Below are 25255 nucleotides of genomic sequence, written 5' to 3'. Positions count from 1 at the left end.
CAATAAGAACGCTGCAGTGTGCCAGACAGTTCCGGGGCTGTGTTTTGGGGCGGCTGCGCAGCCCAGCGCGGGGCAAGCCCGCTCACTACAAGGGTCCATTCGCCATAACGTTTGCGCTTACGGCGCCGGCTCCACCTCCTTGAACACCAGCCCTTGGCTATCACCCAGGGATAGTTAAGAGCGAACACCGGACCTGTGGTGAGCGGGCTTGCCCCGCGCTGGGCTGCGTAGCAGTCCCAATAAGAACGCTGCAGTGTGCCAGACAGTTCCGGGGCTATGTTTTGGGGCTGCTGCGCAGCCCAGCGCGGGGCAAGCCCGCTCACTACAAGGGTCCATTCGCCATAACGTTTGCGCTTACGGCGTCGGCTCCACCTCCTTGAACACGAGCCCTTGGCTATCGCTGACCTGCCATGGGTTGGCAGCGCCGGTCTGGCTGAAGACCACGTGGTCGAAGCGTGAGTCTTTCAGTCCATCGATACGCGCCTTGGCCGCGCCGCGAAAGCGCACGCGCTCGAACACCAGGCCCTGATGGTAGGCGTTGTGCGCTGCATCACCCTTGACCTCGATCGCCGCCCCCTGGGCATTCTCGACGCTCACGTCGCTCACCCGGATGTCCTTGAACTGCCCCGCGATGGTTGAGCGCTGATAGTCGAGCTTGGCGTTAGGGTCGTTGTAGTCGAGGGTAAAAATGAACGCCTGCTTGACGGTGTTGCGGATCGCCGAGTCGCGGAATGTGACGTTGCGCGCGCCGCCGCCCATGAAGTTGGTGCTCTTCATGCGCAACCCGGCATCGGTGCCGTCCGACACGTTGTCTTCGGCCAGGATGTTCTGGATCCAGGCGCCGGTGTGGCTGCCGGCGACCACCATGCCGTGGCCCTTGCGGAAGTAGTTGTTGAAGATCCACGCGTCTTCCTGCGGCGGCTGGTGCACGGCATCGGCACCGGTGCCGGCCGCAAAATTCACGCAGTCATCGCCGGTGTCGAAGAAGTTGTTGAACACCATCGCGCCCTTGCTGTTGGCGAACTCGATGCCGTCGCCGTTGTTGGCGTCGTAGGTCTTGTGGGTGGTGTTGGCCAGCACCACGTTTTCGGTCTCCAGGTTCATGATGCCGTGGAACGCCGGGTTCACCACGGTGAAGCCGCCGTAGAAGACGTTCTTCACATTGCGCAGGGTAATCAGCGAGGAACGCATCTGCCCGTAGGCATCCTTGACGTTCATGCCGCGTGCCACGGCCTGTTCCACCTGCGCCTTGGCGAGGATGCCGTCCTGGGCATAGCGGGTATTGTCACTGGGCAGGTAGAACGGCAGTGCCTGGCCACGCTCGTCGACGACATCGGCGTTGCGCTTCCAGCCATTGCCATCGAGGGTGCCCTTGCCGACGATGCGGATGTTTTCGAATGACTGATGCTGGCGTGGATCGCGGGGCAACGCGTTGATCAGCGAAGCCGGGCGCACGGTGGTGGAATACGGGTACTGGATATAGCCGGCCAGCGGGTAATCTTCGGCGCGCTCGGAGCCGAGCAGGGTCGCGCCTTCGGCGATCTCCAGGGTCATGTTGCTCTTGAGGTAGAGCGCGCCGCTTTTGTAGGTGCCTTCAGGCAGCAAGACTGTGCAACCGACGGTGCAGGTATCGATGGCGTTCTGGATCGCCTGGGTATCGAGGTGACTGCCGTCGCCTTTGGCGCCGTATTTTTTCACGTCAAATACCGCCGCAACCGGGGTGGTGCGTTGCAGCACCGGGGCGCTGTCGGCGGATTCCTTGCCGCTGCCGTCCACCGAACGCACGGTGAAACGGTACGCAGTGTCGGGCTTCAAGCCTTGGGCAGTAAAGCTGTGAATGCCGATGCGATGGTGGAAGTTGGCGGTGTCTTGCCGATAAAACTGGTCGATGTAGGGTTTGGCCGGTGACACCTGGTCATTATTGGCATTGGCGCTGCCCAGCAGCGTGCCATTGGCGTAGACCCGGTAATCCTTGATGCCGGCATGCTCGGCAGGTTTTTCCCACACCAGGATGATTTGCCGGTCATCAAAGGCCAGCGTCGGTACCTGCAGTTTTGACGGGGCTTGCAGCGCCCATGACAGCGGGCTGCATCCAAGCGCCACGAGGGCCAGCGCGCAACGCACCGGTTTTTTTTTCGAGGGTTGATACGGCATGTTGTTCTCCTTGTTTTTGCCGGTATTCACACCGAGGGGCGCTACCTCTGCCGCCCGGATTCTTCGAGGTATTGGCTGCGATTGACGAAGGTCTCGCGGGGCATTTCGCGTACGTCCATGGACAGCGCATCGACCTGCGGCAGCAGTTCAATCAGGGCGCCCAGCGTCGCCGAAGCCAGGCTGCGCTGTTGTTCGGCAGTGCGCCCGGCGAACAGGTACAGGGCGACGTGCACGAAGTCATCTTGAGTGCTGCCACAGCGGTAATGGCTGAAGCCGTTGAGCCGCACCTTGATGTCGCCGGGCTTGAATACGCCGAAGCTGTCGAGGGCATCGTGTACGGTGGCCAGCAGGGTGTGTTCGCCGATGCGTTGGGCCAAGGCCGCAGGGCAATCGATGATGCAGTGGGGCATGGTCAAACCTCAGGTTGATGAAAGGACAGCGGCGCCACACAGGACGCCGCAGACTGGCCGCTTACTGCGCGCCCAGCGCCTTGATCAGCACGTCCAACTGCTCCACTTCTTCAGGCAGCAAGTCGGTCAACGGCGCGCGCACCGGGCCGGCGTCGTGGCCGACCAGGCGTGCACCGGCCTTGACGATACTCACGCCATAACCTTCGCAACGGTTGCGGATCGCCAGGTACGGCAGGAAGAAATCATCGATCAAGCGGCCCACGGTGGCGTGGTCGTCGGCGGCCACCGCGCGGTAGAAATCCATCGCGGTTTTCGGGATGAAGTTGAACACCGCCGAGGAATACACCGGCACGCCCAGGGCCTTGTAGGCCGCGGCATAGACTTCGGCGGTCGGCAGCCCGCCGAGGTAGGTCAGGCGATCGCCGAGGCGACGACGGATCGACACCATGGATTCGACTTCACCGATGCCATCCTTGAAGCCGATCAGGTTCGGGCAGCGCTCGGCCAACTGCTCGAGGCTGTCGGCATTGAGACGGCACAGGTTGCGGTTGTACACCACCACGCCGAAATCCACCGAATTGCACACCTGCTCAACGTGGGCCACCAGGCCTTTCTGGCTGGCTTCGGTGAGGTAGTGAGGCATCAGCAGAATACCGGCGGCACCGAGGCGCTCGGCCTCCTGGGCGTAGGCGATGGCCTGACGAGTCGGGCCCCCTGCCCCGGCGAGGATGGGCACCTGGCCCCTGCAGGTGTCCACCGCAGTCTTGATGATCTGCGTGTATTCCTTGGCTTCCAGGGAGAAGAATTCCCCGGTGCCCCCGGCCGCGAACAACGCGCTGGCGCCGTAGGGTGCCAGCCATTCCAGGCGGCGGGCATAGGTGTCGGCACGGAAGTCACCGGCCGCGTCAAAGTCGGTAACCGGGAACGAGAGCAAGCCGGAAGACAGGACTGTTTTTAGTTCTTGTGGCGTCATGTTCGCAAACCTCAAATCAAAAAATAAAGGGATACCTCGAGAGGTACGTCATCGTACAACTACAAATGATTGTTAGCTAGCCCTGAGTGCCTTAGTTCAGGGCCTTTAGATTTAATTCAATAAAAACAGCACATTAATCGCATTTAATAGGAATTGGCGCGTTACCAATCAAGAATAGTCATACGATGACTACAGAAATCAGCCGACTCGCCGTCGCTCAGACTCCTGGCTGAAGTCACGGCTGGCCTGCACCAGCATGCGCGTGTAGTCGTGCACGGCCTGGTCCTGGCTCAAGGCCTGGCAGTCGAGCAACTCGACGATCCGGCCGTGCTGCATAACCGCCACCCGGTCGCACAAGTGAGTGACCACACCCAGGTCATGGGTGACCAGCAGATAGGTGAGTTTCTCGCGCTGGCGCAGGTCCGCCAGCAAGTTGAGGATCTCGGCTTGGACCGACACATCCAGGGCCGAGGTCGGTTCATCCAGCAACAACACGCGGGGTTCAAGGATCAATGCGCGCGCAATCGCCACCCGTTGGCGCTGCCCACCGGACAGCTGATGCGGATAGCGAAAGCGGAAGCTGTCGTTCAGGCCGACCTTGAGCAGGATCTCGTTGATCCGATCGTCCTTGTCCCCTACCCCATGGATAATCAGCGGCTCGCGCAGGGCGGTGTCGATGGTGTGCCTGGGGTGCAGGGAGCCGTAGGGGTCCTGGAAGACCATCTGCACTTTGCGAAAGTGCTCCTTGGGAATCTTGTGCTGCAACGGCGCGCCGGCGATGCTCAGCTCCCCGTGCCAATGCCGGTATTGCCCGGCCAGGCAGCGCAGCACGGTGGTCTTGCCCGAACCGGACTCCCCCACCAGGCCGAACGATTCGCCGTCGGCGACACTCAGGCTCACATCGTGCAGCACCTGGTTGATGGCAGCGCCGGTGCCGAAACTCAGGTTCAAGGCGTGCGCTTGGATCATGGGCATGGTCAGGTTCCTTATAGAGTCAGCCAGAGTGGATCGCGCTTGAGCACCGGCAGGTGCACGCGACGGTTATCCATGCTCGGCAGCGCGGCCAGCAGGCCACGGGTGTAGGGATGCTCGGCGTATTGCAGGTCGCAGGCAGCCAGGGATTCGACCACGCGCCCGGCGTACATCACCAACACGCGGTCACAGTAGTTGCGCACCAGGTTGAGGTCGTGACTGACAAAAATCAGCCCCATCTGCTGCTGGTCCACCAACTCTTCCAGCACGTTGAGCACTTGCTGGCGCACCGAGACATCCAGGGCCGAGGTGGGCTCGTCGGCAATGATCACTTCCGGGCGAGTGATGACCATCATCGCGATCATGATGCGCTGGCCCATACCGCCGGACACCTCGTGGGGGTACAGGTTGTAGACCCGCTTCGGATCGCGGATATGCACCTGCTCGAGCATCTGCATGACCCGTTCGCGCGCATCACTGCGACTGGCCTTGTGGTGGGCCAGGTAGGCTTCGGCAATCTGGTCGCCCACCTTGACCACCGGGTTCAGCGAGTACTTGGGGTCTTGCATGATCATCGAGATGCGCTGGCCGCGAATCTTCTGCATCGCCTTTTCACTGGCCGAGAGCAGGTCGACCTCGCCAAACGCCATGGCCTTGGCGGTGATTCTGGCGCTGGGCGGATGCAGCTTGAGCAAGCTGCGCCCGACGGTAGACTTGCCTGAGCCGGACTCACCGACAATCGCCAGTTTCTCCCGCCCCAAGGTAAAGGACACATCGCGCACGGCGTGGGTTTCTTTCTGGCCACTGACGAAGCGCACATTCAGCCCTTCGACATTCAGCTTGATGGCAGACATAAGGTGTTCTCCGATTATTCGCTGCGCGGATCAAGGATGTCCCGCAGGCCATCGCCCAACAGGTTGAAGGCCAGGCTGACCAACATGATCGCCGCCCCGGGAACCGCCACCAGCCACCAGCACTCGAGCATGTAGCGGCGCCCGGTGGAAATCATCGCGCCCCACTCCGGCAGCGGCGCCTGGGCACCCAGGCCGAGAAAGCCCAAAGCGGCGGCGGTGAGGATGATCCCGGCCATGTTCATGGTCAGGCGGATGATCACCGAGGACAGGCACATCGGCACGATATGGCGCAGGATAATCCGCGCCGGCGACGCGCCTTGCAGTTCCACGGCGACGACAAAGTCGGCGTTGCGCAGGGACAGGGTTTCAGCCCGCGCGAGCCGCGCAATCGGTGGCCATGAGGTCAAGGCAATCGCCACCACCGCATGCTCCAGGCCAGGGCCCAGGGCGGCGATAAAGGCCAGTGCCAGGACCAGGCTGGGGAAGGAAATAAAGATATCGGTCAGGCGCATGAACACGGTGTCGACCGCTCCGCCGAAGTAGCCCGAGACGGTGCCGATAAACAGCCCGATGGGACCGACGATCACGGTTACCAGGGCAATGATGTACAGCGTGATCCGCGAGCCATAGACCAGCCGACTGAAAATATCCCGACCGTATTCGTCGGTGCCGAACCAGTGCGCCGAGCCCGGCGCCTGCAAGGCTGTGGCGAGGTTTTGCGCGACCGGGTCATGGGTGGCGATCCACGGCGCAAAGGCCGCGACCACCACCAAGAGCAGCGCAACCAGCAGGCCCGCCAGGGTCATGGGGTTGCGCAACAGGTGACGCAGCACCCGCAGGCCGCTCTTGCAGAAGGCATCGAAACTGGAGCCCGGCGAGCGATCCACCGGCCGCTTCGCCGCCGTGTCGATGGAAGACAGATTGGCATTCATAAGCATCTTCTCTGTGTGAATTCTGAAGGGCCGCAGCCCCACTCAACGCTGCTTGTAGACACCCAGGTAACGGGTGGCCTCGGCATCGTCACCACTGAAACCCTTGACGTCGGCAGCGCTGACCACGGTGTCGGTCATCTGCGAGATCATCAGGATCGGCCCCACCTGCTGGTCATAGAGCGTCTGCGCCTGGTGATACAGGCTGACCCGCTGTGCCGCATCGCGCGTCACGCCCGCCTGGTCGATCAGGCTGTTGAGCTGCGGATTGAAGAATGAAGCGCGCCAGCCCTGGAAGTTCGGCAAGCCGGCGTCATCGCTGTTATCGGGGTTGTAGGCGAAGGTGCGCAGGCTGAAATACGGATGCGGATAGCGCTCGGCGCCACGGGCCACGATGATCTCGAAATTGCGCGCGCGCATGGCGCCGTAGACCTGGTTGCCGGTGCCGGTGACGATGCTGGCCTTGATCCCGCCTTCGGCCAGGGTCGCCTGCAGGCGCGCGGCGATGTCGATAAACGGCGGCTCCGACAGCGTGCGAATGGTGGTGTTGAAACCGTCGGGGTAACCCGCCTCGGCGAGCAGCTTTTTCGCCTTGGCCACATCCATGTGATAGCCCGGATCCGGCAAGCGCGCTTCCAGCCCCAACTGCATCGGCTGCTGATTGAGCTTGCCGTAATACGGCATCACCTGTTCATCCAGGCCCTTGTAGTCGATCAGGTTGCGCACGGCTTCACGCACCTGAGTCTTGGCAAACTCGGGTTGCTTCATGCTCATCGCCACGTAGTACATGGTGCCGCGCGGCAATGATTGCACCTGAATCTTGTCCGAGCCGTCGATGGCGCGAATGTCCGGTGCCGCCATGCCGTAGGCCAGGTCGAGGTCGCCGCGCTCGAGCATCAGGCGCAAGGATTGGGATTCGGTCATGTGCCGCACCACCACGCGCTTGAGCTTGGCCGCGCCGCCCCAGTAGCCGTCGAAACGGGTCAGCAGCAGCGAATCGTTGGCGCTCCATTTGGTCAGCACGAAGGGGCCACTGCCGGCCTCGTTGGTCACCAGCCAGCCGGCGCCGAGGTCGCCGTTTTTCTCATGGGCCAGGGCGGTCTTGCGGTCCACTACCACAGCGCTCGGCGAGATCGCCAGGGAGTCCACCAGCAGCAGCGGGTCCATGGTCTGCGGCAGGTCGATGACCAGGGTGTGGGCGTCCGTGGCGCGGATCAGCGATTGGATATTCTCGACGCTGTAGCCATAGGCCTTCCAGGTGGTGGCCAGGCCGAAATTGAGCTTCATCACCCGGTACAGCGACCACGCCACGTCCTCGGCGGTCAGCGGGTTGCCCGAATGGAATTTCACATCCTGACGCAGATGAAAGGTCACCTGCTTGCCGTCTTCGCTGATGTCCCAGCGTTCGGCCAATTGCGGCAGGTGTTTTTCCGGGTTGCCCTGGTCACGCTTGATCAGCGTGTCGTAGAGGTTGGCGTTGACGCCGGAGGCATCCAGGCCAGGCGCATTGGCCGGGTCGATGGAGAACAGGTTGACCATGCTCATGCCGACGATCAATTGATCGACGGGGGTCTTGGCGCTGGCCGTTGTCATCGGCCCAAGGGCGAGCATCGCCGTCAACAGGCCAAGGTGCAGTGTTGAAAATACCGTCTTCATGCAAAATTCCCTCTTTTTATAGTTTTATCGGTACGGCGCAGTGCGTTAACGGGTACGGGGGTCGAACACCTTGTACAAGGCGTCGCTGATCAGGTTGAGCGCGACGAAAATCAAGCCGATCACCAACACGCAGCCCATCACCGCGTTCATGTCGCCGAGCATCAGGCTGCTGGTCAGGTACTGGCCGAACCCCGGCCAGGCAAACACGGTTTCGATCAGCACCGCGCCCTCCAGCAACGAGCCGTAGGCCAACGCAACCACCGTCAGCAACTGCACGAGGATGTTGCGAAACGCATGCCCCCACACCACCTGGCGCCGGGAAAGGCCCTTGACCCGCGCGGTGATGATGTACTCCTGGGACAGCTGCTCGAGCATGAAGCTGCGGGTCATGCGGCTGATATACGCCACCGAGTTCAGACCCAGGATCAGCGCCGGCAACACGATGTGGCGCAGAGCGCTGGCGAAGGCCTCCCAGTCACGTGCCAGGGTCGAGTCGATCAGCAGCAGGCCGGTGACCTCGGGCACCATGCCGTCGTAGGCCAGGTCGATGCGCCCCGCTCCACCGGCCCAGCCGAGCCAGGCGTAGAACACCAGCAGCCCCATCATGCCCAGCCAGAAAATCGGCGTGGAGTAGCCGAACAAAGTGATCACCCGCGCCACGTGATCGCCGAGGCGCCCTTGGTTGCTGGCGGCACAGACGCCCAGGGGCAAACCGATCAGCACGCCGAACAGGATCGCCAGGGTGGCCAGTTCGATCGTCGCGGGGAAGACGCGCAGGATGTCGTCGAGTACCGGGTGGCCGGTCAACAGCGCATTGCCGAAGTCACCGTGGAGCAAGTCGTTGAGGTAAAGACCGAATTGGGTCCAGATCGGCTTGTCCAGGCCCATCGACCGGTACACCTGATCGTAGGTTGAACTGTCGGCATCCGGCCCGACGACCGCCAGCACGGGGTCGAGCGGCATGACCCGGCCGATGATGAACGTCAGGGCCAGCAGGCCGAGCAAGGTCACCAGCACCGTACCGGCACGCCGGGCTGTGTTGGACGCGCGAGCGCCCATGACAGAGGCAGTCATAACAAACATAGTGAGCTCCTGATAATCGGTCAGCGCTTCTTGTAGACGTCTTTGTAGCGCGTGGTCGCGGCGGTATGGCCCTGGAAGTCGGCCACGTCTTCGTACACCACCACGGTGTCGGTCATTTGTGAGACCGGCAAAATGGCCCCGACCTGCCGGTCGACCTGCTCCTGGATGTCGCGGTATTGGGCCAGTTGCTTGCCTGTGTCAGGCTCGACTTCGGCGCGCTCGATCAGTTGGTTCAGCTCAGGGCTGTAGAAGGACGTGCGCCAGCCCTGGAAGTTGGTCAGCTTGGCTTCATCGCGGTTATCCGGGTTGTACACCAGCGTACGCAGGCTGGAGTGCGGATGCCGTTCCGCCCCGCCACCGCCGCGGCCGACGATGATGTCGAAGCTGCGCTCACGCATCGCGCCGTAGATCTGGTTGCCCGTGCCGGTGATGATGCTGGCGTCGATACCGGCCTGGGCCAGGGTCGACTGCAGGTTGGAGGCAATGTTGATAAACGGCGGTTCGGCGAGCACGCGAATGGTGGTCTTGAAACCGTTCGGGTAACCGGCCTCGGCCAGCCAGGCCTTGGCCTGCTTGACGTTGAGCGTGTAACCCGGATCCGGCAGGCGTGCGGCCAGGCCCAGCGGCAGCGGCCGTTGGTTGATCACGCCGTAATGGGGCATGACGGTCTGGTTGATGCCCTGGTAATCGATCAGCGCACGCACGGCCTTGCGCACACGCGCATCGGCAAACATCGGTTGCTTCACACTCAGGGCTACGTAGTACAGGGTGCCGCGCTGCAAGGTCTGGGTGCGGACCTTGTCGCTTTTCTGCAGGGCTTCGATGTCCGGCGCGGACATGCCTTTGGCGATGTCCAGGTCGCCGCGCTCGATCATCAGGCGCAACGACTGCGACTCGGTCATGTTGCGCATGACGATGCGCTTGAGCTTGGCCGGGCCGCCCCAGTACCCGTCGAAACGGGTCATCAGGATCACGTCGTTGGCGCGCCAGTCATTGAGCACGAACGCACCGCTGCCGGCGGCGTGAGTCACCAGCCAGGCGGCGCCCATGTCGTTGTTTTTCTGGTGTTCGAGGACTTTTTTGCGATCAAGGACAAACGCACTCGGCGAGGTCGCCAGGGTGTTGAGCACCAGCAGCGGGTCGGTCGGACGCGGCAGCTCGATCACGAAGGTCGTGGCATCCGTGGCACGCATGTAGCGCTCGACGTTCTCGGCGGTAAAGCCGTAGGCCTTCCAGGTGGAAGCCAGTGCGAGGTTAAGCTTGAGCACGCGCTGCAACGACCAGGCAACGTCTTCGGCACTCAGGTCATTGCCGGACTGGAATTTCACGCCGGTGCGCAGGTTGAAGGTCAGGGTCTTGCGGTCGTCACTGACCTGCCAGCGCTCGGCCAGCGCCGGCACCAGGCGATCCGGCTGGGCAACGTCCTGCACCAGCAACATGTCATAGAGGTTGGCGTTGATCTCCGACACATCCAGGCCGGTGGCCGCCGCCGGATCGAGGGACAGCAGGTTGATCATGCTCATGCCGACGATCAATTGATCGGCCGGGGTTTTTGCGAAACTTGCAGGTACAGCGGTGACAGCCAGCGCGGCGACGAACACCCGCGCCCACAGCGAAGGGAAAATGCTCATAACAAGAGTGCCTTTTTTATATTTATTCTTGTATTGGTAGGTGCTCTTGATCAGCCCGACTCATGCCGGACTGACCGTGTGCACGTCAGAAGCTTTTAAGCGTATTGGTCTCGATGAAGTTGAAATCGATGTCTTCACCCAAGCCCGGCAAGTCGGACAGATGCACAAAACCGTCGCTGTCCATCGGGTCTACCAGACGCTTGAGGTAGGCCGGTACTTCGTCGTAATCCAGGTACGGGTGCAACAGGCCACGCTCATACCAGGTGCAGTTCTTGATCGCGCCGACGACAGCCAGGTTGGCCGCACCGTTGCCATGAATCTCGCAATCCATGCCGAAGGATTCAGCCAGGTGCGCAACCTTCAGGCACGGCGCAATGCCGCCGACGCCCGCCACACCGGCGCGCAAGATATCGCACACATCGTGCTTGACCCAACTGGCGCGGCTCAGGTGTTTGCCGGACAGGGTTTCCGGACCCAGCACCGGAATGTCCAACTGCCCCGCCAGCCAGGCATAGGACTCGGCGGACTCTTCCATCATCGGCTCTTCGAACCAGGCGAAGTCGAGCTTCTCCAGCTCACGCCCGATGTACAGCGCTTCGGTGCGGCTGTACCAGTGATAACCGTCCAACATCAGGGCGATGTCCGGGCCGACCGCTTCGCGTACCGCCGCACAAGCCTGCACGTCGATGCGCGGGCTCGGGGCGAAGGACACCGGCGGCATCCAGGTGTGCAGCTTGATGGCCTTGTAGCCGCGCTGCACCAGGGTCTCGGCAAAACGCCCGTAGTCTTCCGGGGTCGCCAGGCCACCGGGCAGTTCGTCGCCACACATGGTGGAGCCGTAGGCCGGCACCTTGTCGCGGAAACCGCCAATCAACTTGTGCACCGGCACACCCAGTTTGCGCCCGGCCCAATCCCACAGGGCCTGCTCCACCAGCGCCAGGGCGCGGTCGGTCAACTGGCTGGCACTGCCGCGCTGCCAGTGCGCGAGGTCGTGCCAGATTTTTTCGCGATCGAAAGCGTTCTGCCCCACCAGCACTTTGCGCACGAAACCATCGAGCACATACGGGCGGATCAGTTCGGGGGCGCCGAAGGCATAACCCTCGTGGCCGTCTTCGGTCTGGATGCGCAGCAAAGCCATCTGCGCCTGGGTGACATCACCGGGGTGCGCATGGCCGGCACTGTCCACTGCGCGGCGGGTCGGGTAGGAAAATACCTGGACGTTGACTGCTGTGATTCTCATGGACGTCGTAAGCCTTCTTATTGGATTTGTGACGGAAGTGTCGTCTGTTGCGACCGATCATAGGTCATCGTACAACACTTGAAAAGACCCAATAACCCGCCCCTCACCTGCATGCATTTTCAGTAAATCCCGGCAAAACCCTTATTTTTAAAGACAACCAAGGAATAACTCGGATTGCTGTAAAGCCCTATTCACTGGGCACATATATTTCAAGATGTTTCAAAACCACCGATAACCCATAGACGAGTCATCTTGTCGTACGATAACGTATATCGGCACCTTAGATGAGAGCCATCCGCAACAACCCACTGCCGTAGCAACCGTCAAACGACCCTAACAAAAACAAAAAAGAAGACCGTATGAACACCACCCTACGCACGCTCGTTACTGCCCTGACCCTCGGCCTGCCGCTGTATGTCAGCGCTGACTCTGCCAGCATCAACTACCGCCACCAGTTCACCGAGGAGGACAGCGCCCACGCTGACCGAATCAAGCTCAACTACCGCCTGGACAGTGGCCTGGGATTTGAAGCGGAAATGAAATACCGCACCGCCGGCGACCGTGAAGACGTCGCCTACGACAACATGGTCAACAACGGGCACGAGTTCACCGTGAGCTACAACTACAAACTCAGCGCGCAATCGACGTTGACCCCGGCGTTCCAGATGGACAGCTCGAAAGACTCGACCACCTACAAGTTCGGCCTCAAGTACAACTACAAGATCAACGACGCCTTCTACGCCGCCACGCGCTATCGCCTGGATGCCAAGAAGCTGGACCGCGACCAGGTCAACGAGGACTTGCCCGACCACATCAAGGATGACCAGACCACCCATCGTTTCGAGGGCTGGCTCGGCTACACGCCGGCCAGTAAGTGGGCGTATGAATATCAGTTCATCTACTTCAAGACTGACTACATCCGCTACGACAACAAGAAGAGCGATTACGAACAGAACCTGATCGTCAAATACAAGCTCACCAAGGAATGGGCCCCGTTCATGGAGATTGGTGATGTGAAGGTCAACGCCACGTCCGAAGACCGCCAGGCGCGGTGGCGCCTGGGCATCCAGTACAACTTCATGTAAAGCCCCCACGACTTGCCTGGCGAGTGCGCATCGCTCGACAGGCAAGCCACCTGCATTCAGCGTTCAATGGAAGACCTGACCATGACCACACCACCCAAACCCTTCACGCGCATCTTGCTCACCGGCGCCGCCGGCGGCCTGGGGCAAATCCTGCGGAACACCTTGCACGCCCATGCCGACATCGTCCGCGCCTCGGACATCAGCCCCATGGCCCCCAGCCGTGGTGAGCACGACGAGGTGATCACCTGCAACCTGGCCGACAAGGCCGCCGTTGCGGCGTTGGTCACCGGCGTCGACGCCATCGTTCACCTGGGCGGGATTTCCGTGGAGCGGCCGTTCGAGGAGATTCTCGACGCCAATATTCGCGGCACATTCCACATTTATGAGGCGGCGCGACAACAGGGGGTCAAGCGGATTGTGTTTGCCAGTTCCAACCACGTCACCGGTTTCTATCCCCAGGACGTTGAACTGGACGTGCACTCACCGCGCCGTCCGGATGGCTACTACGCCCTCTCCAAGGCCTACGGCGAAGACCTGGCGGCGTTCTACTTTCACCGCTATGGGATTGAAACCGTGAGCCTGCGCATCGGCTCGTCGTTCCCCGAGCCGCGCAACCGGCGGATGCTGTCGACCTGGCTGAGCTACACCGACCTGGACCGTCTGGTGGCGCGCGCCCTGCTGACCAAGGAGGTCGGGCACAGTGTGGTATATGGCGTCTCGGCCAATCGCGATCGCTGGTGGAGTACTCGGCACACGGAACACCTGGGCTTTGCACCCAAGGACAGCTCGGAAGCGTTTCGCGCCAAGGTCGAGCAGCAACCGCCGGCGGCGGCTGATGAACCGGGCAGCGGGCTTCAGGGCGGCGCGTTCACTGCGGCCGGGCCGTTCGACAACTCGGCGGCGGCAGCTTCATAGGCCCGGCGCATACGCTCGCGACTGTTGGACAGATGCAGGCGCATCGCTGCCCGAGCCGCATCGGCGTCACGGCGCAGGATGGCTTTGTAGATGTCCTCATGCTCACGACTCAGGCGCTCCAGGAAGGGCTCCTTGTTGTCGTTGGCCAAGCGTTTTGAGTGCAGGCGTGTACGCGGCAGGATGTTGACCCCCAGGTGCAACATGATGTCGGTGAAGTAGCGATTGCCCGTGGCCAACGCGATCTGCTGGTGAAACTGAAAGTCTGCCGACACCGCGTAGTCGGCACTCACCGCCCGCGAGTTCAGCGCATCCAGCGAGTCGCGCATCACCTGCAATTGCTCGTCGGTCCGCCCCACGCACGCGAGGCCGGCAGCCTCCACCTCCAGGCTGATGCGCAACTCCAGCACGGCCAGCACATCCTGCAAGGTCACGATGCTGTCCGGGTCGATGCGAAACCCGCTGGGGCTCGGGATATCCTTCACAAAGGTACCGACGCCGTGCCGGGTTTCCACCAGGCCCGAGGCCTGCAGGCGCGAAATGGCCTCGCGCACCACCGTGCGGCTCACACCATGTTCGGCCATCACTTCGGATTCGGTGGGCAGCTTGGTGGCACGCGGCAGCTCACCGGAACAGATGCGCCGGGAAAGCTCGGTGACCAGTTCTTCGGCCAGGCTGCGGTGCCGGCGGCGAACGGTGGGCTGGACGTTCGGGTTGTCCATCAAGAACGGGTATCTCGGTTGGCGGAGGAACGCGCATCATAGCGCATTCGGTTGTACGACAACCCTCCCTGTGGCTCGCAGCGCCGCCCCCTACGCGAAAAGCCTCTGCCAGGCCGCTCTCGACGGTTACTGAGCGGACTAAAAATGTGCAGGATTGCTCAACGCCTCGGTTCATGATCGGGCTATGATCGGCCGATATGAACCGGACGCCCGATGCCCCATGCCCGTTGACCTGCAAGCGCTGTACCCAAAACTGATCCACCTGATGCTGGATACGGTGTTTGTCGTCGACGGTGACAGCCAGATTGTCTTCGTGAGCGATGCCTGCGAGGCGCTGCTCGGCTACCGAGCCGACGAACTGATCGGCACCCTGATCACCCACTACATGCACCCCGAAGACCTGGCGCGCACCCGGGCCTCGATTGTGCGGGTCATGAATGGCCAATCCCATGTCGACTTCCGCAACCGCTATCTACGCAAGGATGGCAGTGTCGTGCACATCCTGTGGGCAGCCTTCTGGTCCCAAGAGGTGGGCGCACGGATCGGGGTCGCCCGGGATGTGACGGCGCTCACACAGGCCGAGGAAGAACTGCGCTTCCTTGCCCATCATGATCCGCTGACGGGCCTGACCAACCGCTCACTGTTCAATGATCGACTGGACCAGGCCCTGCACAGTACGCAGTCCCACAACCGCGGCCTGGCGTTGCTGTTCCTGGACATCAATGATTTCAAGGGCATCAACGATGTGCATGGCCACGCCATGGGCGATCGCGTGCTGTGTGCGATTGCCCGACGCCTGGAACGCTGCGTACTCGACAGCGACCTGGTGGCGAGGATGGGCGGTGATGAGTTCACGGTGCTGTTGACGGACATCCCGTCGCGGGAGGCTATTTCTGCCAGGGTGGTGCAGATACTCGCGGTCATGGCCGAGCCGCTGGGTCCCGAGTTTGGTGGGGTGAAGATGCCGTCCTGCAGCATCGGCGTGGCGGTTTATCCCCAGGACGGAGAGGATGCCGACACCCTGCTCAGCCATGCGGACGGTGATATGTATCGAATAAAAAGGCAGCGATTCGCGGCTGAATGACCAGAAGGCGGTTTGCATCAGGCAGGTCGGCCCACCCGCCCGATGCAGAAGCCCTCAGAGGCTCACAACCGACAGGCATTGACCGGCGGAACCCGGCCGCGCCAGGGCTGGGCCCGCTCCAACTGCCCCGCAAAGGCCAGCAGGGTACTTTCTTCGCCAAAGCGAGCGGCGAAGTGGGCGCCCATCGGCAGGCCGGCAGCGCTCCAGTGCAACGGCACCGACATCGCCGGTTGCCCGCTGGCATTGAACAGGGCCGTGAACGGTGAGTAGCTGTGGAACCGTTCGATCAGTTCCTCCAGGCTCAAGCGGTCGTCTTGCAGGTCCAGCTCCCCGATCGGCACCGGCTCGCGGGCCAGGGTCGGCGTGAGGATCAGGTCGTAATCCTGCATGAACACCGCCAACTGCCGGCCCAAGGCATGAATCCATTCCACGGCACCGGCGTACTGCGCACCGCTGACAGCCCCTTTGCAGCGCAAGATAATGCGGGTGCGGGCTTCCAGCTCCTCGGGCTGCACGGCGGAACCGCGCATCTGCCCCAACACATCGACATAATGGCGCGTGCTTGCACCGATGATGGTGAAGACCTGATCGAGAAACGCCGGCAGCGCCACCGGCAAGCTGACCGGTTCAACGCGGTGGCCCAGGGATTCGCACAACCTGGCGGCCTGGCGCACGGCTTGCACACTTTCGCCGGAGGTCGGCCAAGGCCCGAGCTGCTCGACCAGGGCGATCCGCAGCGGCCGAGGGTCCTGCTGCAGCGCGGTGACATAGGGCTGCGCCTGCAGCGGCGCGGCATAGGGTGCGCCCAGGTCGATCCCGGCCGTGGCATCCAGCAGCGCGGCGCTGTCACGTACCGACAAGGTAATCGCATGGGGGGTGCCCATGCCGGCCCAGCCCTCGCCGATCATCGGCCCGGACGGCAACAGCCCACGGCTGGGCTTGAGGCCGAACACCCCACAGCAGGACGCCGGCACACGCAAGGAACCGCCGCCATCGTTGCCATGGGCAAACGGTACGGCGCGCGCCGCCACCAAGGCTGCCGCACCGCCACTGGAGCCGCCGGCACTGTGGGCGATGTTCCAGGGGTTGCGCGTGGCGCCAAAGCGGTTGGACTCGGTGGAATAAGAGGTGCCGAATTCGGGTGAGGTGCTGGTACCGACAATCACACACCCGGCACGGCGGATACGGCTTACGTGTTCGGCTTCAAAGTCAGCGCGAGCGCCTCCCAACGCCTGCGAGCCATGGGTCATCGCCGCGCCGTTGACCGGCGAAAACAGATCCTTGATCAGGGTCGGTACCCCGGCAAACACAGCGGGGCCGGGGCGCGACGCGCGTACCGACTGGCGGGCCGAATCGTAAAGCCGCTCGGCCACCGCATTCAGCTGCGGTTCGACCCGTTCGATACGCTCGATCACCGCTTCCAGCAGCTCGCCGGGCTGCACCTCACCGCGCCTGACCCATTCGGCCAAACCGGTGGCGTCTTCGCTGTCCAGCAGGTTGTGGATGTCCATGCTTATCTCCTCTTGATTACGAATGACTTGATCCGAATGCCTGGGTCAGCGCTTTGCGCCGTGCTTGCAGGCCTGCCAGTGCCCAGGCCAGGGCCGAGGCAAAACTGGCGCAGGCCAGCCACAGGATTGAACGACGCACGTCACCCGAGTAAACGCTGAGCACGGCCACCACCAGCGGGCTGACAAATTGACCGAAATACAGAAACGCCGTGAACCCACCCAAGCCGCGCCCGCGGGTTTTCGCGCTCAGGGCATTCATCACCGGCGCCATCGCGTTGGGCACCAGCAGCCCGGCGCCCAGGCCATGGATCAGCACGGCCACCAGCACCATGCTGTAGCTCGGTGCGCGCATCAGCAGCCACAACCCCAAGCCCAGCAGGCTCAGCAACAGCGCATTGCAACCGGGGATACCGATGCGCCGGCGCAGCAGCGGCCAGGCTAACGAACCGCCCAGGGTCGCCAGCAGACTGCCCCCCGCCGAGAGCCCGATCATCGTGCTTGAAGTGATGCCGAGGCTGACGAGTAAAACCGGCGCCTGGATCGGCACGATAAAACTCAGCACCATCCCACTGAGGATCAGCAGATAACCGAGCACCAACGGCAGCACGGCCACCCTGCCCTGTTCAGCCACCTCGACGGGCTGGCGAGCGGCGGCGGGCTCCCACAGCACCTTGATCATCATCGGCACCAACAGCAGTGGCAGCAGGTACAGCAGGAACGGCAGGCGCCAGGAGTGTTCGCCCAACGCGCCGCCCACGACATAGAACAGCGAGCCGACCAAACCGATGGTGACCACTTGCCGATTGATGTAGCGCAGCCGTTCCTCGCCGTGCCAATAGTCGGCAATCAGCGTGGCGCAACAGGTCATCACCGCCGCCTCCGCCGCGCCGAACAGCAGGCGTACACCGACGATGGCGGGCAAGTTATCCAGCAGCGCCGGGATGGCCCCGAGCACGGCATACAACAGCGTGGCGATCACCAGCAACGCCTTGCGCCCGACCCGGTCGGCCAACCAGCCAGCCAGGGGGGCGCACAGCGCAATCGCGAGTGCCGGCCCGGTAACCGCCAAGGGCACCAGCAGGTCGGCGCGCGGTTCCAGCGCACCGAACTCGGCGCCCAGCTTGGGCAGGATCGGCGCGACCATGGCCGCGCCCATGATGGTCAAGCTGCTGCCCAGCATCAGCACCAGCCCTTCACGGCGCCCGGTGGCTTGCCGCGGCGAGGGGGAATCGGAATGTGATGAGTTCATGGCCAGCCCCTTAGAAACTTTGAGAAATGCGCAGTGCCACGGTGTAACCCTCGGCACGGTTGCGGGCATCGGTTTCCTTGTAGGCGTGCAGCCAAATGGGCGGCAGGCCGGGCTTGAAGTAACTCACGGCCGGCCCGACAGCCAGCACCCGCGCCCGGTTGCCCGATTGCAGCCCCGGGGCGTCGTCATCGCTGAACTGGCGGTAGTAGTAACCACCCAGGCCCAGGGTCCACGGCCCTACATGCTGGCCCACGGCAAATTCGTGGCGGTACTCGACACCGTTCTTGTAGTCGGTCGCGGGGTTGCGGGTATTGACGTCCACCTCAACGCTTGAGGAAACCTCGAAGCCACCGTCGGTGATGTAGGTGGCGTTGACGATCGGCGAGAACGTCCAGTGATTGAGCCCTGGGGAGATCAAACGATTCTTGTCGTAGTCACCGGTGGGCGCCTGGATCTGCAGTTGCGTGTTGATAAACAGGTTCGGCGACAGGTTCCATTGCAGGATCACCGGCAGAAACTGCATGTCGGCCATTCGAAACGGATCGGCCTCCAGGCTCAGCGGGCCGGCCGGGGTCGGTACCTTGACGGAAGCGTCCATCTTGAAGAACGGTACCACCACGCCGAAACCATAGTTGGCGCCCAGCACCGTGTGATCGGTCATGCGCATGTAGGCGACGCCGATGGACAACACATCCAGTGAGAAGTGGTTGTCGACGGAGCGACCGTTACGGTCCTTCTGCACATTGGCCGAGTAAAACGCCGTGCGCAGCCCCACGGTCCCGAACGGCGTGGCCGGCGGCATCATCCCCGCGCCGAAATCGTACACACCGACAGCGGTGGTCGGCGCACCGTTCTCGGTGGCCTGGACACTGGCGCAGCAACCCAGCAGCCCCAGGGTGAACAGCGTCATGCGTGTGGCGCTTGCATTATTGTGGTGAATCATCGAATGCCCCTCCCATCAAGTGGTGTGGGCCATCCTAGTAACGCGCAGAGTGCGGCGGTTATCCGTTTTCAGCAGAGTTGCGTGCGACGCAGGGTCTGGGACGGGCTTTCGCCGAACATGGTGCGGTAATCGCTTGCGAACCGGCTCAAATGCCAGAAGCCCCAGCGCGCCGCCACTTCCTGTACGCCGTGGGCTTGGGTGCTGGTTCGCAGTTCGCGGCGCACCGCATTGAGGCGCAGTGCCCGCAGATAGGCCACCGGGTTGATGCCCAGGGTCTCCTGAAAACAGTACTGGAGTTTGCGCCGGCTGGCGCCGATGTGGTTGCACAGATCGAGGATCGACAGCGGCTCGTCGAGGTGACTCAACGCATATTCGCGGGCGCGATCGACCATCCTTTTGCGCGCCGTGGGGTTGAGGGGTGGCGCCTGGTCCGGGGCGATCAACTCCAGCATATGCAGCATCACCGCATCGCGGATGCCGCGGCGGATCGAGTCATGCCCGAGCACGGCATCACAGCCCGCCAGCTCGTCGAACAACGCCGCGAGGTCACGTTGCACGGATGAATCACCCAAGCGGTAACACCTGGGAAGATCGGTAATTCGAAATTGAATGCCCTGGCACTCCAGCACATGTTCCAGGGCGTGCTCTTCGATGGCCACGCCGAGCAGGTCCAGGTGCTGTGGAGTGTGCAGCTCGGGCAGGTTTTCACCGTGGGCCACCAACAGGCTGGGCTCGTGGATCGGATGCCCCGAGCAATACACCGGGCCGTCGGCACTCAAGGGAATGCTGAAGGTGATCGCACCTTTCCAGGCCACACCACTCTTGACCATGGCCTGATTAGAGCGGTCGCGCACCAGTTGCATCCAGTCCGAGCGGAACTCCAGCAACTCACCGGCAAAGGAGCCGGGTGACAACTGATCGTAGCGAACCTGCCAGCCGCCCATATTACGAGCGTGCTCGTCGATGTCGCTGGTCAGGAAACGCTGGAGGGGTAACGCCGGTGGAAGCACCACCGAGGCCGCAGGCATCTGCACATTATTATTGTTCATTGACCTAACCTTTTTCAGTTGCAAGGCTTACAGGTCGTATCGCACGCAAGTTCCATTCCGAACCCGGGGCAGCGCGTGCATGTGTGCCGAAAATGGATAGTGAGGATGTGCGCCCGCGATGCCAGCCTCGGGCAAACACGTTCACCTGTTAATGAATTTCTCCACCTTCAAGGCTTGATGTTTTTCAGCTCATTGAGCAAGTCCAGCAACTGCTGCATTTTCTCCGCGCCAAACTGCTCTTCGATCTTCTGGTAGTTGCTTTCCATGCCTTCGCTCATGGAGACGAAACACTGCTGGCCGCGCTCGGTGAGGCCCACGAACACCCGGCGCTGATCCTGGCTGGACTTCTGCCGACGCACCAGGCCGTCGCGCTCCAGGCGCGTCAACACTCCGGTCATGCTCGGTTTCAGGATGCAGGCCTGCTGGGCGAGTTGATGGCTTTCGAGTTCGCCCTGCTGACGCAGGATCCGAATGACCCGCCACTGTTGCTCGGTCAGGGCATGCTTGTTCAACGCCGGGCGGAAGAACGCCATTGCGGCTTCACGGGCTTGCAGCAGGGTCAGGGTCAGCGAAGGTCTGGGGTTGGCCATATCGGCACCAATTGGATGGGCGAGTCGGCAGCTTAGTGTCGCCGGCCAACCGCTGCAAGCGGCCTGGGGGCTGTGAAAAGTACAATCGGTTCGGCGTAAAAGCCATTCTGTTGCACCGCGGCGATGCTCATGATGATCCGCACAAGATCAACAAGCCCCCCCTTATGCCTGGCTCAACGCAATCCCGATTGGCGCTGGCGGTACTCCCCCGGAGTGAGCTGGGCGTAACGCTGGAAAAAACGACTGAAATAGGCCGGGTCCTTGAACCCCAGCTGATAGCAGATCTCGTTGGCCGAGCTGCCGGTAAACAACAGCAGGCGCTTGGCTTCCTGCATCAGGCGCTCCAGGATCAGGCGCTTGGACGGCAGGTCGGCAATACGCCGGCACACATCATTGAGCCGTGCTTCTGTCACCCCAATGCCCTGGGCATACCGCGACAACGGCCAGTGTTGCTGGTAGTGCGCTTCGATCAGCTCGTTGAAGCGGTGGAAGATTTTCAAGTCTTCGTGGCGGGCGGGCGTGGCTTTCAACGAGTTCGAACACAGCCGCAACAGGCTGATCATGATCAACCGCGTCAGGCTGTCCAGGGCTGCGCTGCGCCCGGAGCGCTGGGCTTTTACCTCTTCGCGCAGTTCCTCGAACAGATAATCCAGGCGGCGGATATCGCCCGCGTATTGCGGCGCCAACTGCGTCAGGGCGACACACGCGGCCGGCAATTGCACACCGGCCGGCGCCAGGCTGGCGTCGGCTTCGATCAGTTGCCACACCAATTGCTGACGCACCGTCAGCACATGCCCGTCACTGTCGGCCTCGGTCACAAACGAGTGCGGCACCGTGGGTGGCGTGAGGAAGAACATCGGCCCGGACTCGACGTATTGCTGGTCGTCCAGGTACACGCGCACGGTGCCGCTTTTTACGTAGTGAACCTGGAAGAACCGGTCATGCCGGTGAACGGGCATGTTGCGCCCGAAAAAATCCGCCAGGTTGGCCAGCTTGTCGTAATGGACTTCGGCGTCGCTGTAGCGCTGGTCGTACACCTGGCCAATGTTGATGTTCGGGATGGGTTGACGGTCGCTCATCGCACGCTACTCGTTTTTATTGTGATTGCCCTGATGCAGCGGTGCTCACCCTGCAAGCACCCCGTGGACAGTCTACACCCTTGACGATAGTTAACATCTTAATTATAACTGTTAACACATTAACTAAATGCAAGGCCGCCATGGCCCTGCCAGGAGAACCCATGAGCCGTGCCTTGCATGACATCGCGACCGGCACCCTTTTCGGTGTCGCGCTGAACTACCAGGGGTTGCTCAAGCAGCGCCTCGCCGAATTCGAACAGCCGCCGTACCAGAAACCGCCGGTCAAGCCGGTGCTGTTCATCAAGACGCCCAACACCCGCAACCAGCACGGCGCCGAGGTGGTGCATCCCGGCCAGGGCGAACGCCTGCAACCTGGGCCGGCGTTGGGGGTGGTGATGGGCAAGAGCGCCAGCCGCGTCAGCGTAGATGAAGCCCTCGACTACGTGGCCGGCTACACCCTCGTCAATGAGTTCAGCCTGCCGGAAGACAGCTACTACCGCCCCGCCGTCAAAGCCAAATGCCGCGATGGGTTCTGCGCCATCGGGCCCGAGCTGATACCCACAGGGCAGGTGTCGAACCCGCACAATCTCGCGATCACCCTGTACGTCAACGGCGAGGTTCGCCAGCACAACACCACGGCCAACTTCGTGCGCAATATTCCATTGCTGATCGCCGAGATCAGCGAATTCATGACCCTGCACGCGGGCGATGTGCTGATCACCGGCACGCCCGAAGGCCGGGTGGATGTGCAGCCCGGCGACACCGTGGAGGTCGAGATCAGCGGCCTCGGCCGCCTGGTCAACCACATCAAGGCAGAGGAGCTCTCATGAAACACGCCCGTATTCGCTTTGAAGGTGAAGTCCATTCGGTACAGGTCGAAGCTGAAAACGCCGTGCGCCTGGCCGACGGTCGCCTGCTGGCCGAAGACCAGGTGCAATGGCTGCCACCGACGACCGGCAGCATGTTCGCCCTGGGCCTGAACTATGCCGACCACGCCGCTGAACTGGCTTTCAAGCCGCCGACCGAACCCCTGGCCTTCATCAAGTCCGTGGGCACGTACACCGGCCACAACCAGGTGACCTGGCGCCCGGATAACGTCGCCTACATGCACTACGAGTGCGAGCTGGTGGCCGTCATCGGCAAGCCGGCGCGCAACGTCAAGCGCGAAGACGCCCTGGATTACCTGGCGGGCTACACCGTGTGCAACGACTACGCCATTCGCGACTACCTGGAAAACTACTACCGACCCAACCTGCGCGTGAAAAACCGCGACGCCACCACGCCCGTCGGCCCGTGGATCGTCGATGTGGCCGATGTGCCGGACCCGAGCAACCTGAAACTGCGCACCTGGATCAACGGCGAGCTGCGCCAGGAAGGCAACACCCAGGACATGATTTTCGACATTCCCTACCTGATCGAATACCTGTCCAGCTTTATGACCTTGCAACCCGGCGACATGATCGCCACCGGCACGCCCGAAGGCCTGGCCGACGTCGTGCCTGGCGATGAAGTGATTGTGGAAGTCGAAGGCGTAGGCCGCCTGGTTAACCGAATTGTCAGCGAAGCGGCGTTCTTCAGCGCCCGTAAAGAGGCTTGAGCAGCATGATCAAACATTGGATCAACGGCCGTGAGGTCGAAAGCAAAGACGTGTTCGTCAACTACAACCCGGCCACCGGCGAAGCCATCGGTGAAGTCGCCAGCGGCGGCGCCGAGGAAGTCGCGCAAGCCGTGGCGGCGGCCAAGGAAGCCTTCCCGAAATGGGCCGGCACCCCGGCCAAGGAACGGGCGCGCTTGATGCGCAAGCTCGGCGAACTGATCGAACAGAACGTGCCCCACCTGGCCGAACTGGAAACCCTCGACACCGGCCTGCCGATTCACCAGACCAAAAACGTATTGATTCCCCGCGCCTCGCACAACTTCGATTTTTTCGCCGAAGTCTGCACGCGCATGGACGGCCACAGCTACCCGGTCGATGACCAGATGCTCAACTACACCCTGTACCAGCCGGTGGGTGTCTGCGCGCTGGTGTCGCCGTGGAACGTGCCGTTCATGACCGCCACCTGGAAGACCGCGCCGTGCCTGGCCCTGGGCAATACCGCGGTGCTGAAAATGTCCGAGTTGTCGCCGCTGACCGCCAACGAACTGGGGCGCCTGGCGGTGGAGGCCGGGATTCCAAAAGGCGTGCTCAATGTCATCCAGGGTTACGGCGCCACCGCCGGCGATGCCCTGGTGCGTCACCCCGATGTACGCGCGATTTCCTTCACCGGCGGCACCGCCACCGGCAAGAAAATCATGCAGACCGCCGGGCTGAAAAAGTACTCCATGGAACTGGGCGGCAAGTCGCCAGTGCTGATCTTCGAAGATGCCGACCTGGAGCGCGCCCTCGACGCTGCGTTGTTCACCATCTTCTCGTTGAACGGTGAGCGCTGCACCGCCGGCAGCCGGATATTTATCCAGGAAAGCGTGTACCCGCAGTTCGTCGCCGAGTTCGCCGCGCGCGCCAAACGCCTGATCGTCGGCGACCCCCAGGACCCGAAAACCCAGGTCGGCTCGATGATCACCCAGGCGCACTACGACAAGGTCACCGGTTACATCAAGATCGGCCTTGAAGAAGGCGCCACCCTCCTCGCCGGTGGCCTGGAGCGTCCGGCCAACCTGGCGGCGCACCTGAGCAAAGGCCAGTTCATCCAGCCCACGGTGTTCGCTGACGTGGACAACTCCATGCGTATCGCCCAGGAAGAGATCTTCGGCCCGGTGGTGTGCCTGATTCCGTTCAAGGACGAAGCCGAAGCCTTGCAACTGGCCAACGATACCGAATATGGCCTGGCGTCTTACATCTGGACCCAGGACATCGGCAAGGCGCATCGTCTGGCCTATGGCATCGAAGCGGGCATGGTGTTCATCAACAGCCAGAACGTGCGCGACCTGCGCCAACCGTTCGGCGGCGTGAAGGGCTCCGGCACCGGCCGTGAAGGCGGCCAGTACAGCTTCGAAGTGTTCGCCGAGATCAAGAACGTGTGCATCTCGATGGGCAGCCATCACATTCCACGCTGGGGCGTGTAACCCGGACACAACAACGCGTCCTGTAGGAGCGAGCTTGCTCGCGAAGAATCCGCAGGCGCCGCCGGC

23 protein-coding genes are annotated in these 25255 nt (G+C 62.2%); 6 read left to right on the top strand and 17 right to left on the bottom strand.

Annotated features, from left to right (window positions below):
- Nucleotides 1–354: 354 nt before the first annotated feature.
- From V3W40_RS15325 to V3W40_RS15280, 10 genes are all read right to left on the bottom strand, one after another.
- Nucleotides 355–2154: a glycoside hydrolase family 28 protein gene (locus tag V3W40_RS15325; RefSeq protein WP_330215273.1), complete on the bottom strand. Its 1800-nt coding sequence runs from the start codon at nucleotides 2152–2154 to the stop codon at nucleotides 355–357.
- Between the two features lie 41 nt (nucleotides 2155–2195).
- A complete protein-coding gene (locus V3W40_RS15320) occupies nucleotides 2196–2564 on the bottom strand; it encodes a 5-carboxymethyl-2-hydroxymuconate Delta-isomerase (RefSeq protein WP_065923975.1) in 369 nt (122 codons plus the stop codon).
- Between the two features lie 61 nt (nucleotides 2565–2625).
- Nucleotides 2626–3537, bottom strand: coding sequence for a 5-dehydro-4-deoxyglucarate dehydratase (gene kdgD, locus V3W40_RS15315; RefSeq protein ID WP_065923974.1), 912 nt, complete (start codon nucleotides 3535–3537; stop codon nucleotides 2626–2628).
- Between the two features lie 198 nt (nucleotides 3538–3735).
- Nucleotides 3736–4512 carry an ABC transporter ATP-binding protein gene (locus V3W40_RS15310; protein WP_065947983.1) on the bottom strand — a complete coding sequence of 259 codons (777 nt, stop codon included), beginning with the start codon at nucleotides 4510–4512 and terminating at the stop codon, nucleotides 3736–3738.
- 11 nt (nucleotides 4513–4523) lie between these two features.
- A complete protein-coding gene (locus tag V3W40_RS15305) occupies nucleotides 4524–5363 on the bottom strand; it encodes an ABC transporter ATP-binding protein (protein WP_330215272.1) in 840 nt (279 codons plus the stop codon).
- Nucleotides 5364–5377: 14 nt separating this feature from the next.
- A complete protein-coding gene (locus tag V3W40_RS15300) occupies nucleotides 5378–6295 on the bottom strand; it encodes an ABC transporter permease (RefSeq protein ID WP_027603510.1) in 918 nt (305 codons plus the stop codon).
- 42 nt (nucleotides 6296–6337) lie between these two features.
- A complete protein-coding gene (locus V3W40_RS15295) occupies nucleotides 6338–7948 on the bottom strand; it encodes an ABC transporter substrate-binding protein (protein WP_330215271.1) in 1611 nt (536 codons plus the stop codon).
- Between the two features lie 45 nt (nucleotides 7949–7993).
- A complete protein-coding gene (locus tag V3W40_RS15290; RefSeq protein WP_065923970.1) occupies nucleotides 7994–9031 on the bottom strand; it encodes an ABC transporter permease in 1038 nt (345 codons plus the stop codon).
- Between the two features lie 20 nt (nucleotides 9032–9051).
- Entirely contained in the window at nucleotides 9052–10662 is a 1611-nt protein-coding gene (locus V3W40_RS15285; RefSeq protein ID WP_330215270.1) for an ABC transporter substrate-binding protein, read from the bottom strand.
- 85 nt (nucleotides 10663–10747) lie between these two features.
- Nucleotides 10748–11902 (bottom strand): mandelate racemase family protein, encoded by a 1155-nt coding sequence (locus V3W40_RS15280; protein WP_131698834.1) that lies wholly within the window; start codon nucleotides 11900–11902, stop codon nucleotides 10748–10750.
- Nucleotides 11903–12261: 359 nt separating this feature from the next.
- On the opposite strand from V3W40_RS15280, the gene V3W40_RS15275 reads away from it, so the two are divergent.
- Both V3W40_RS15275 and V3W40_RS15270 read left to right on the top strand, forming a co-directional pair.
- Nucleotides 12262–12987, top strand: coding sequence for an oligogalacturonate-specific porin KdgM family protein (locus tag V3W40_RS15275; RefSeq protein WP_065923967.1), 726 nt, complete (start codon nucleotides 12262–12264; stop codon nucleotides 12985–12987).
- 81 nt (nucleotides 12988–13068) lie between these two features.
- The gene (locus tag V3W40_RS15270) at nucleotides 13069–13902 is read left to right on the top strand and encodes an NAD-dependent epimerase/dehydratase family protein (protein WP_330215269.1); all 834 of its coding nucleotides are present in this window, start codon (nucleotides 13069–13071) and stop codon (nucleotides 13900–13902) included.
- On the opposite strand, the gene V3W40_RS15265 is transcribed toward V3W40_RS15270, so the two are convergent.
- Entirely contained in the window at nucleotides 13842–14621 is a 780-nt protein-coding gene (locus V3W40_RS15265; protein ID WP_065923966.1) for a FadR/GntR family transcriptional regulator, read from the bottom strand. The genes V3W40_RS15270 and V3W40_RS15265 overlap by 61 nt on opposite strands.
- Nucleotides 14622–14841: 220 nt before the next feature.
- Between V3W40_RS15265 and V3W40_RS15260 the strand changes: the two genes are divergently transcribed.
- On the top strand, nucleotides 14842–15705 hold the full coding sequence (locus tag V3W40_RS15260) for a sensor domain-containing diguanylate cyclase (protein WP_330215268.1): 864 nt from the start codon (nucleotides 14842–14844) through the stop codon (nucleotides 15703–15705).
- Between the two features lie 62 nt (nucleotides 15706–15767).
- On the opposite strand, the gene V3W40_RS15255 is transcribed toward V3W40_RS15260, so the two are convergent.
- From V3W40_RS15255 to hpaA, 6 genes are all read right to left on the bottom strand, one after another.
- The gene (locus V3W40_RS15255; RefSeq protein ID WP_330215267.1) at nucleotides 15768–17216 is read right to left on the bottom strand and encodes an amidase; all 1449 of its coding nucleotides are present in this window, start codon (nucleotides 17214–17216) and stop codon (nucleotides 15768–15770) included.
- A gap of 16 nt (nucleotides 17217–17232) precedes the next feature.
- Nucleotides 17233–18465 carry an MFS transporter gene (locus V3W40_RS15250; RefSeq protein WP_092488320.1) on the bottom strand — a complete coding sequence of 411 codons (1233 nt, stop codon included), beginning with the start codon at nucleotides 18463–18465 and terminating at the stop codon, nucleotides 17233–17235.
- A gap of 10 nt (nucleotides 18466–18475) precedes the next feature.
- Nucleotides 18476–19408, bottom strand: a complete 933-nt coding sequence (locus V3W40_RS15245) for a SphA family protein (RefSeq protein WP_330215266.1) — start codon at nucleotides 19406–19408, stop codon at nucleotides 18476–18478.
- Between the two features lie 68 nt (nucleotides 19409–19476).
- Nucleotides 19477–20457, bottom strand: coding sequence for a helix-turn-helix domain-containing protein (locus V3W40_RS15240; RefSeq protein WP_065939661.1), 981 nt, complete (start codon nucleotides 20455–20457; stop codon nucleotides 19477–19479).
- Nucleotides 20458–20624: 167 nt separating this feature from the next.
- A complete protein-coding gene (hpaR, locus tag V3W40_RS15235; RefSeq protein WP_330215265.1) occupies nucleotides 20625–21047 on the bottom strand; it encodes a homoprotocatechuate degradation operon regulator HpaR in 423 nt (140 codons plus the stop codon).
- Nucleotides 21048–21220: 173 nt separating this feature from the next.
- Complete coding sequence (gene hpaA, locus V3W40_RS15230) at nucleotides 21221–22126, bottom strand: 4-hydroxyphenylacetate catabolism regulatory protein HpaA (protein WP_027603496.1); 906 nt, start codon at nucleotides 22124–22126, stop codon at nucleotides 21221–21223.
- 161 nt (nucleotides 22127–22287) lie between these two features.
- On the opposite strand from hpaA, the gene V3W40_RS15225 reads away from it, so the two are divergent.
- The 3 genes from V3W40_RS15225 to hpaE are packed head-to-tail and all read left to right on the top strand — an operon-like array spanning nucleotide 22288 to nucleotide 25189.
- Nucleotides 22288–22956: a fumarylacetoacetate hydrolase family protein gene (locus tag V3W40_RS15225; RefSeq protein ID WP_065923961.1), complete on the top strand. Its 669-nt coding sequence runs from the start codon at nucleotides 22288–22290 to the stop codon at nucleotides 22954–22956.
- On the top strand, nucleotides 22953–23723 hold the full coding sequence (locus V3W40_RS15220) for a fumarylacetoacetate hydrolase family protein (protein WP_330215264.1): 771 nt from the start codon (nucleotides 22953–22955) through the stop codon (nucleotides 23721–23723). The genes V3W40_RS15225 and V3W40_RS15220 overlap by 4 nt, the downstream gene beginning before the upstream one ends.
- A 5-nt stretch (nucleotides 23724–23728) precedes the next feature.
- On the top strand, nucleotides 23729–25189 hold the full coding sequence (hpaE, locus tag V3W40_RS15215) for a 5-carboxymethyl-2-hydroxymuconate semialdehyde dehydrogenase (protein WP_065947991.1): 1461 nt from the start codon (nucleotides 23729–23731) through the stop codon (nucleotides 25187–25189).
- Nucleotides 25190–25255 lie beyond the last annotated feature (66 nt).

It is taken from the genome of Pseudomonas sp. AM8 (assembly GCF_036346475.1).
Lineage (GTDB): Bacteria > Pseudomonadota > Gammaproteobacteria > Pseudomonadales > Pseudomonadaceae > Aquipseudomonas > Aquipseudomonas marginalis.
This window is presented reverse-complemented; position numbering and strand designations above follow the sequence as displayed.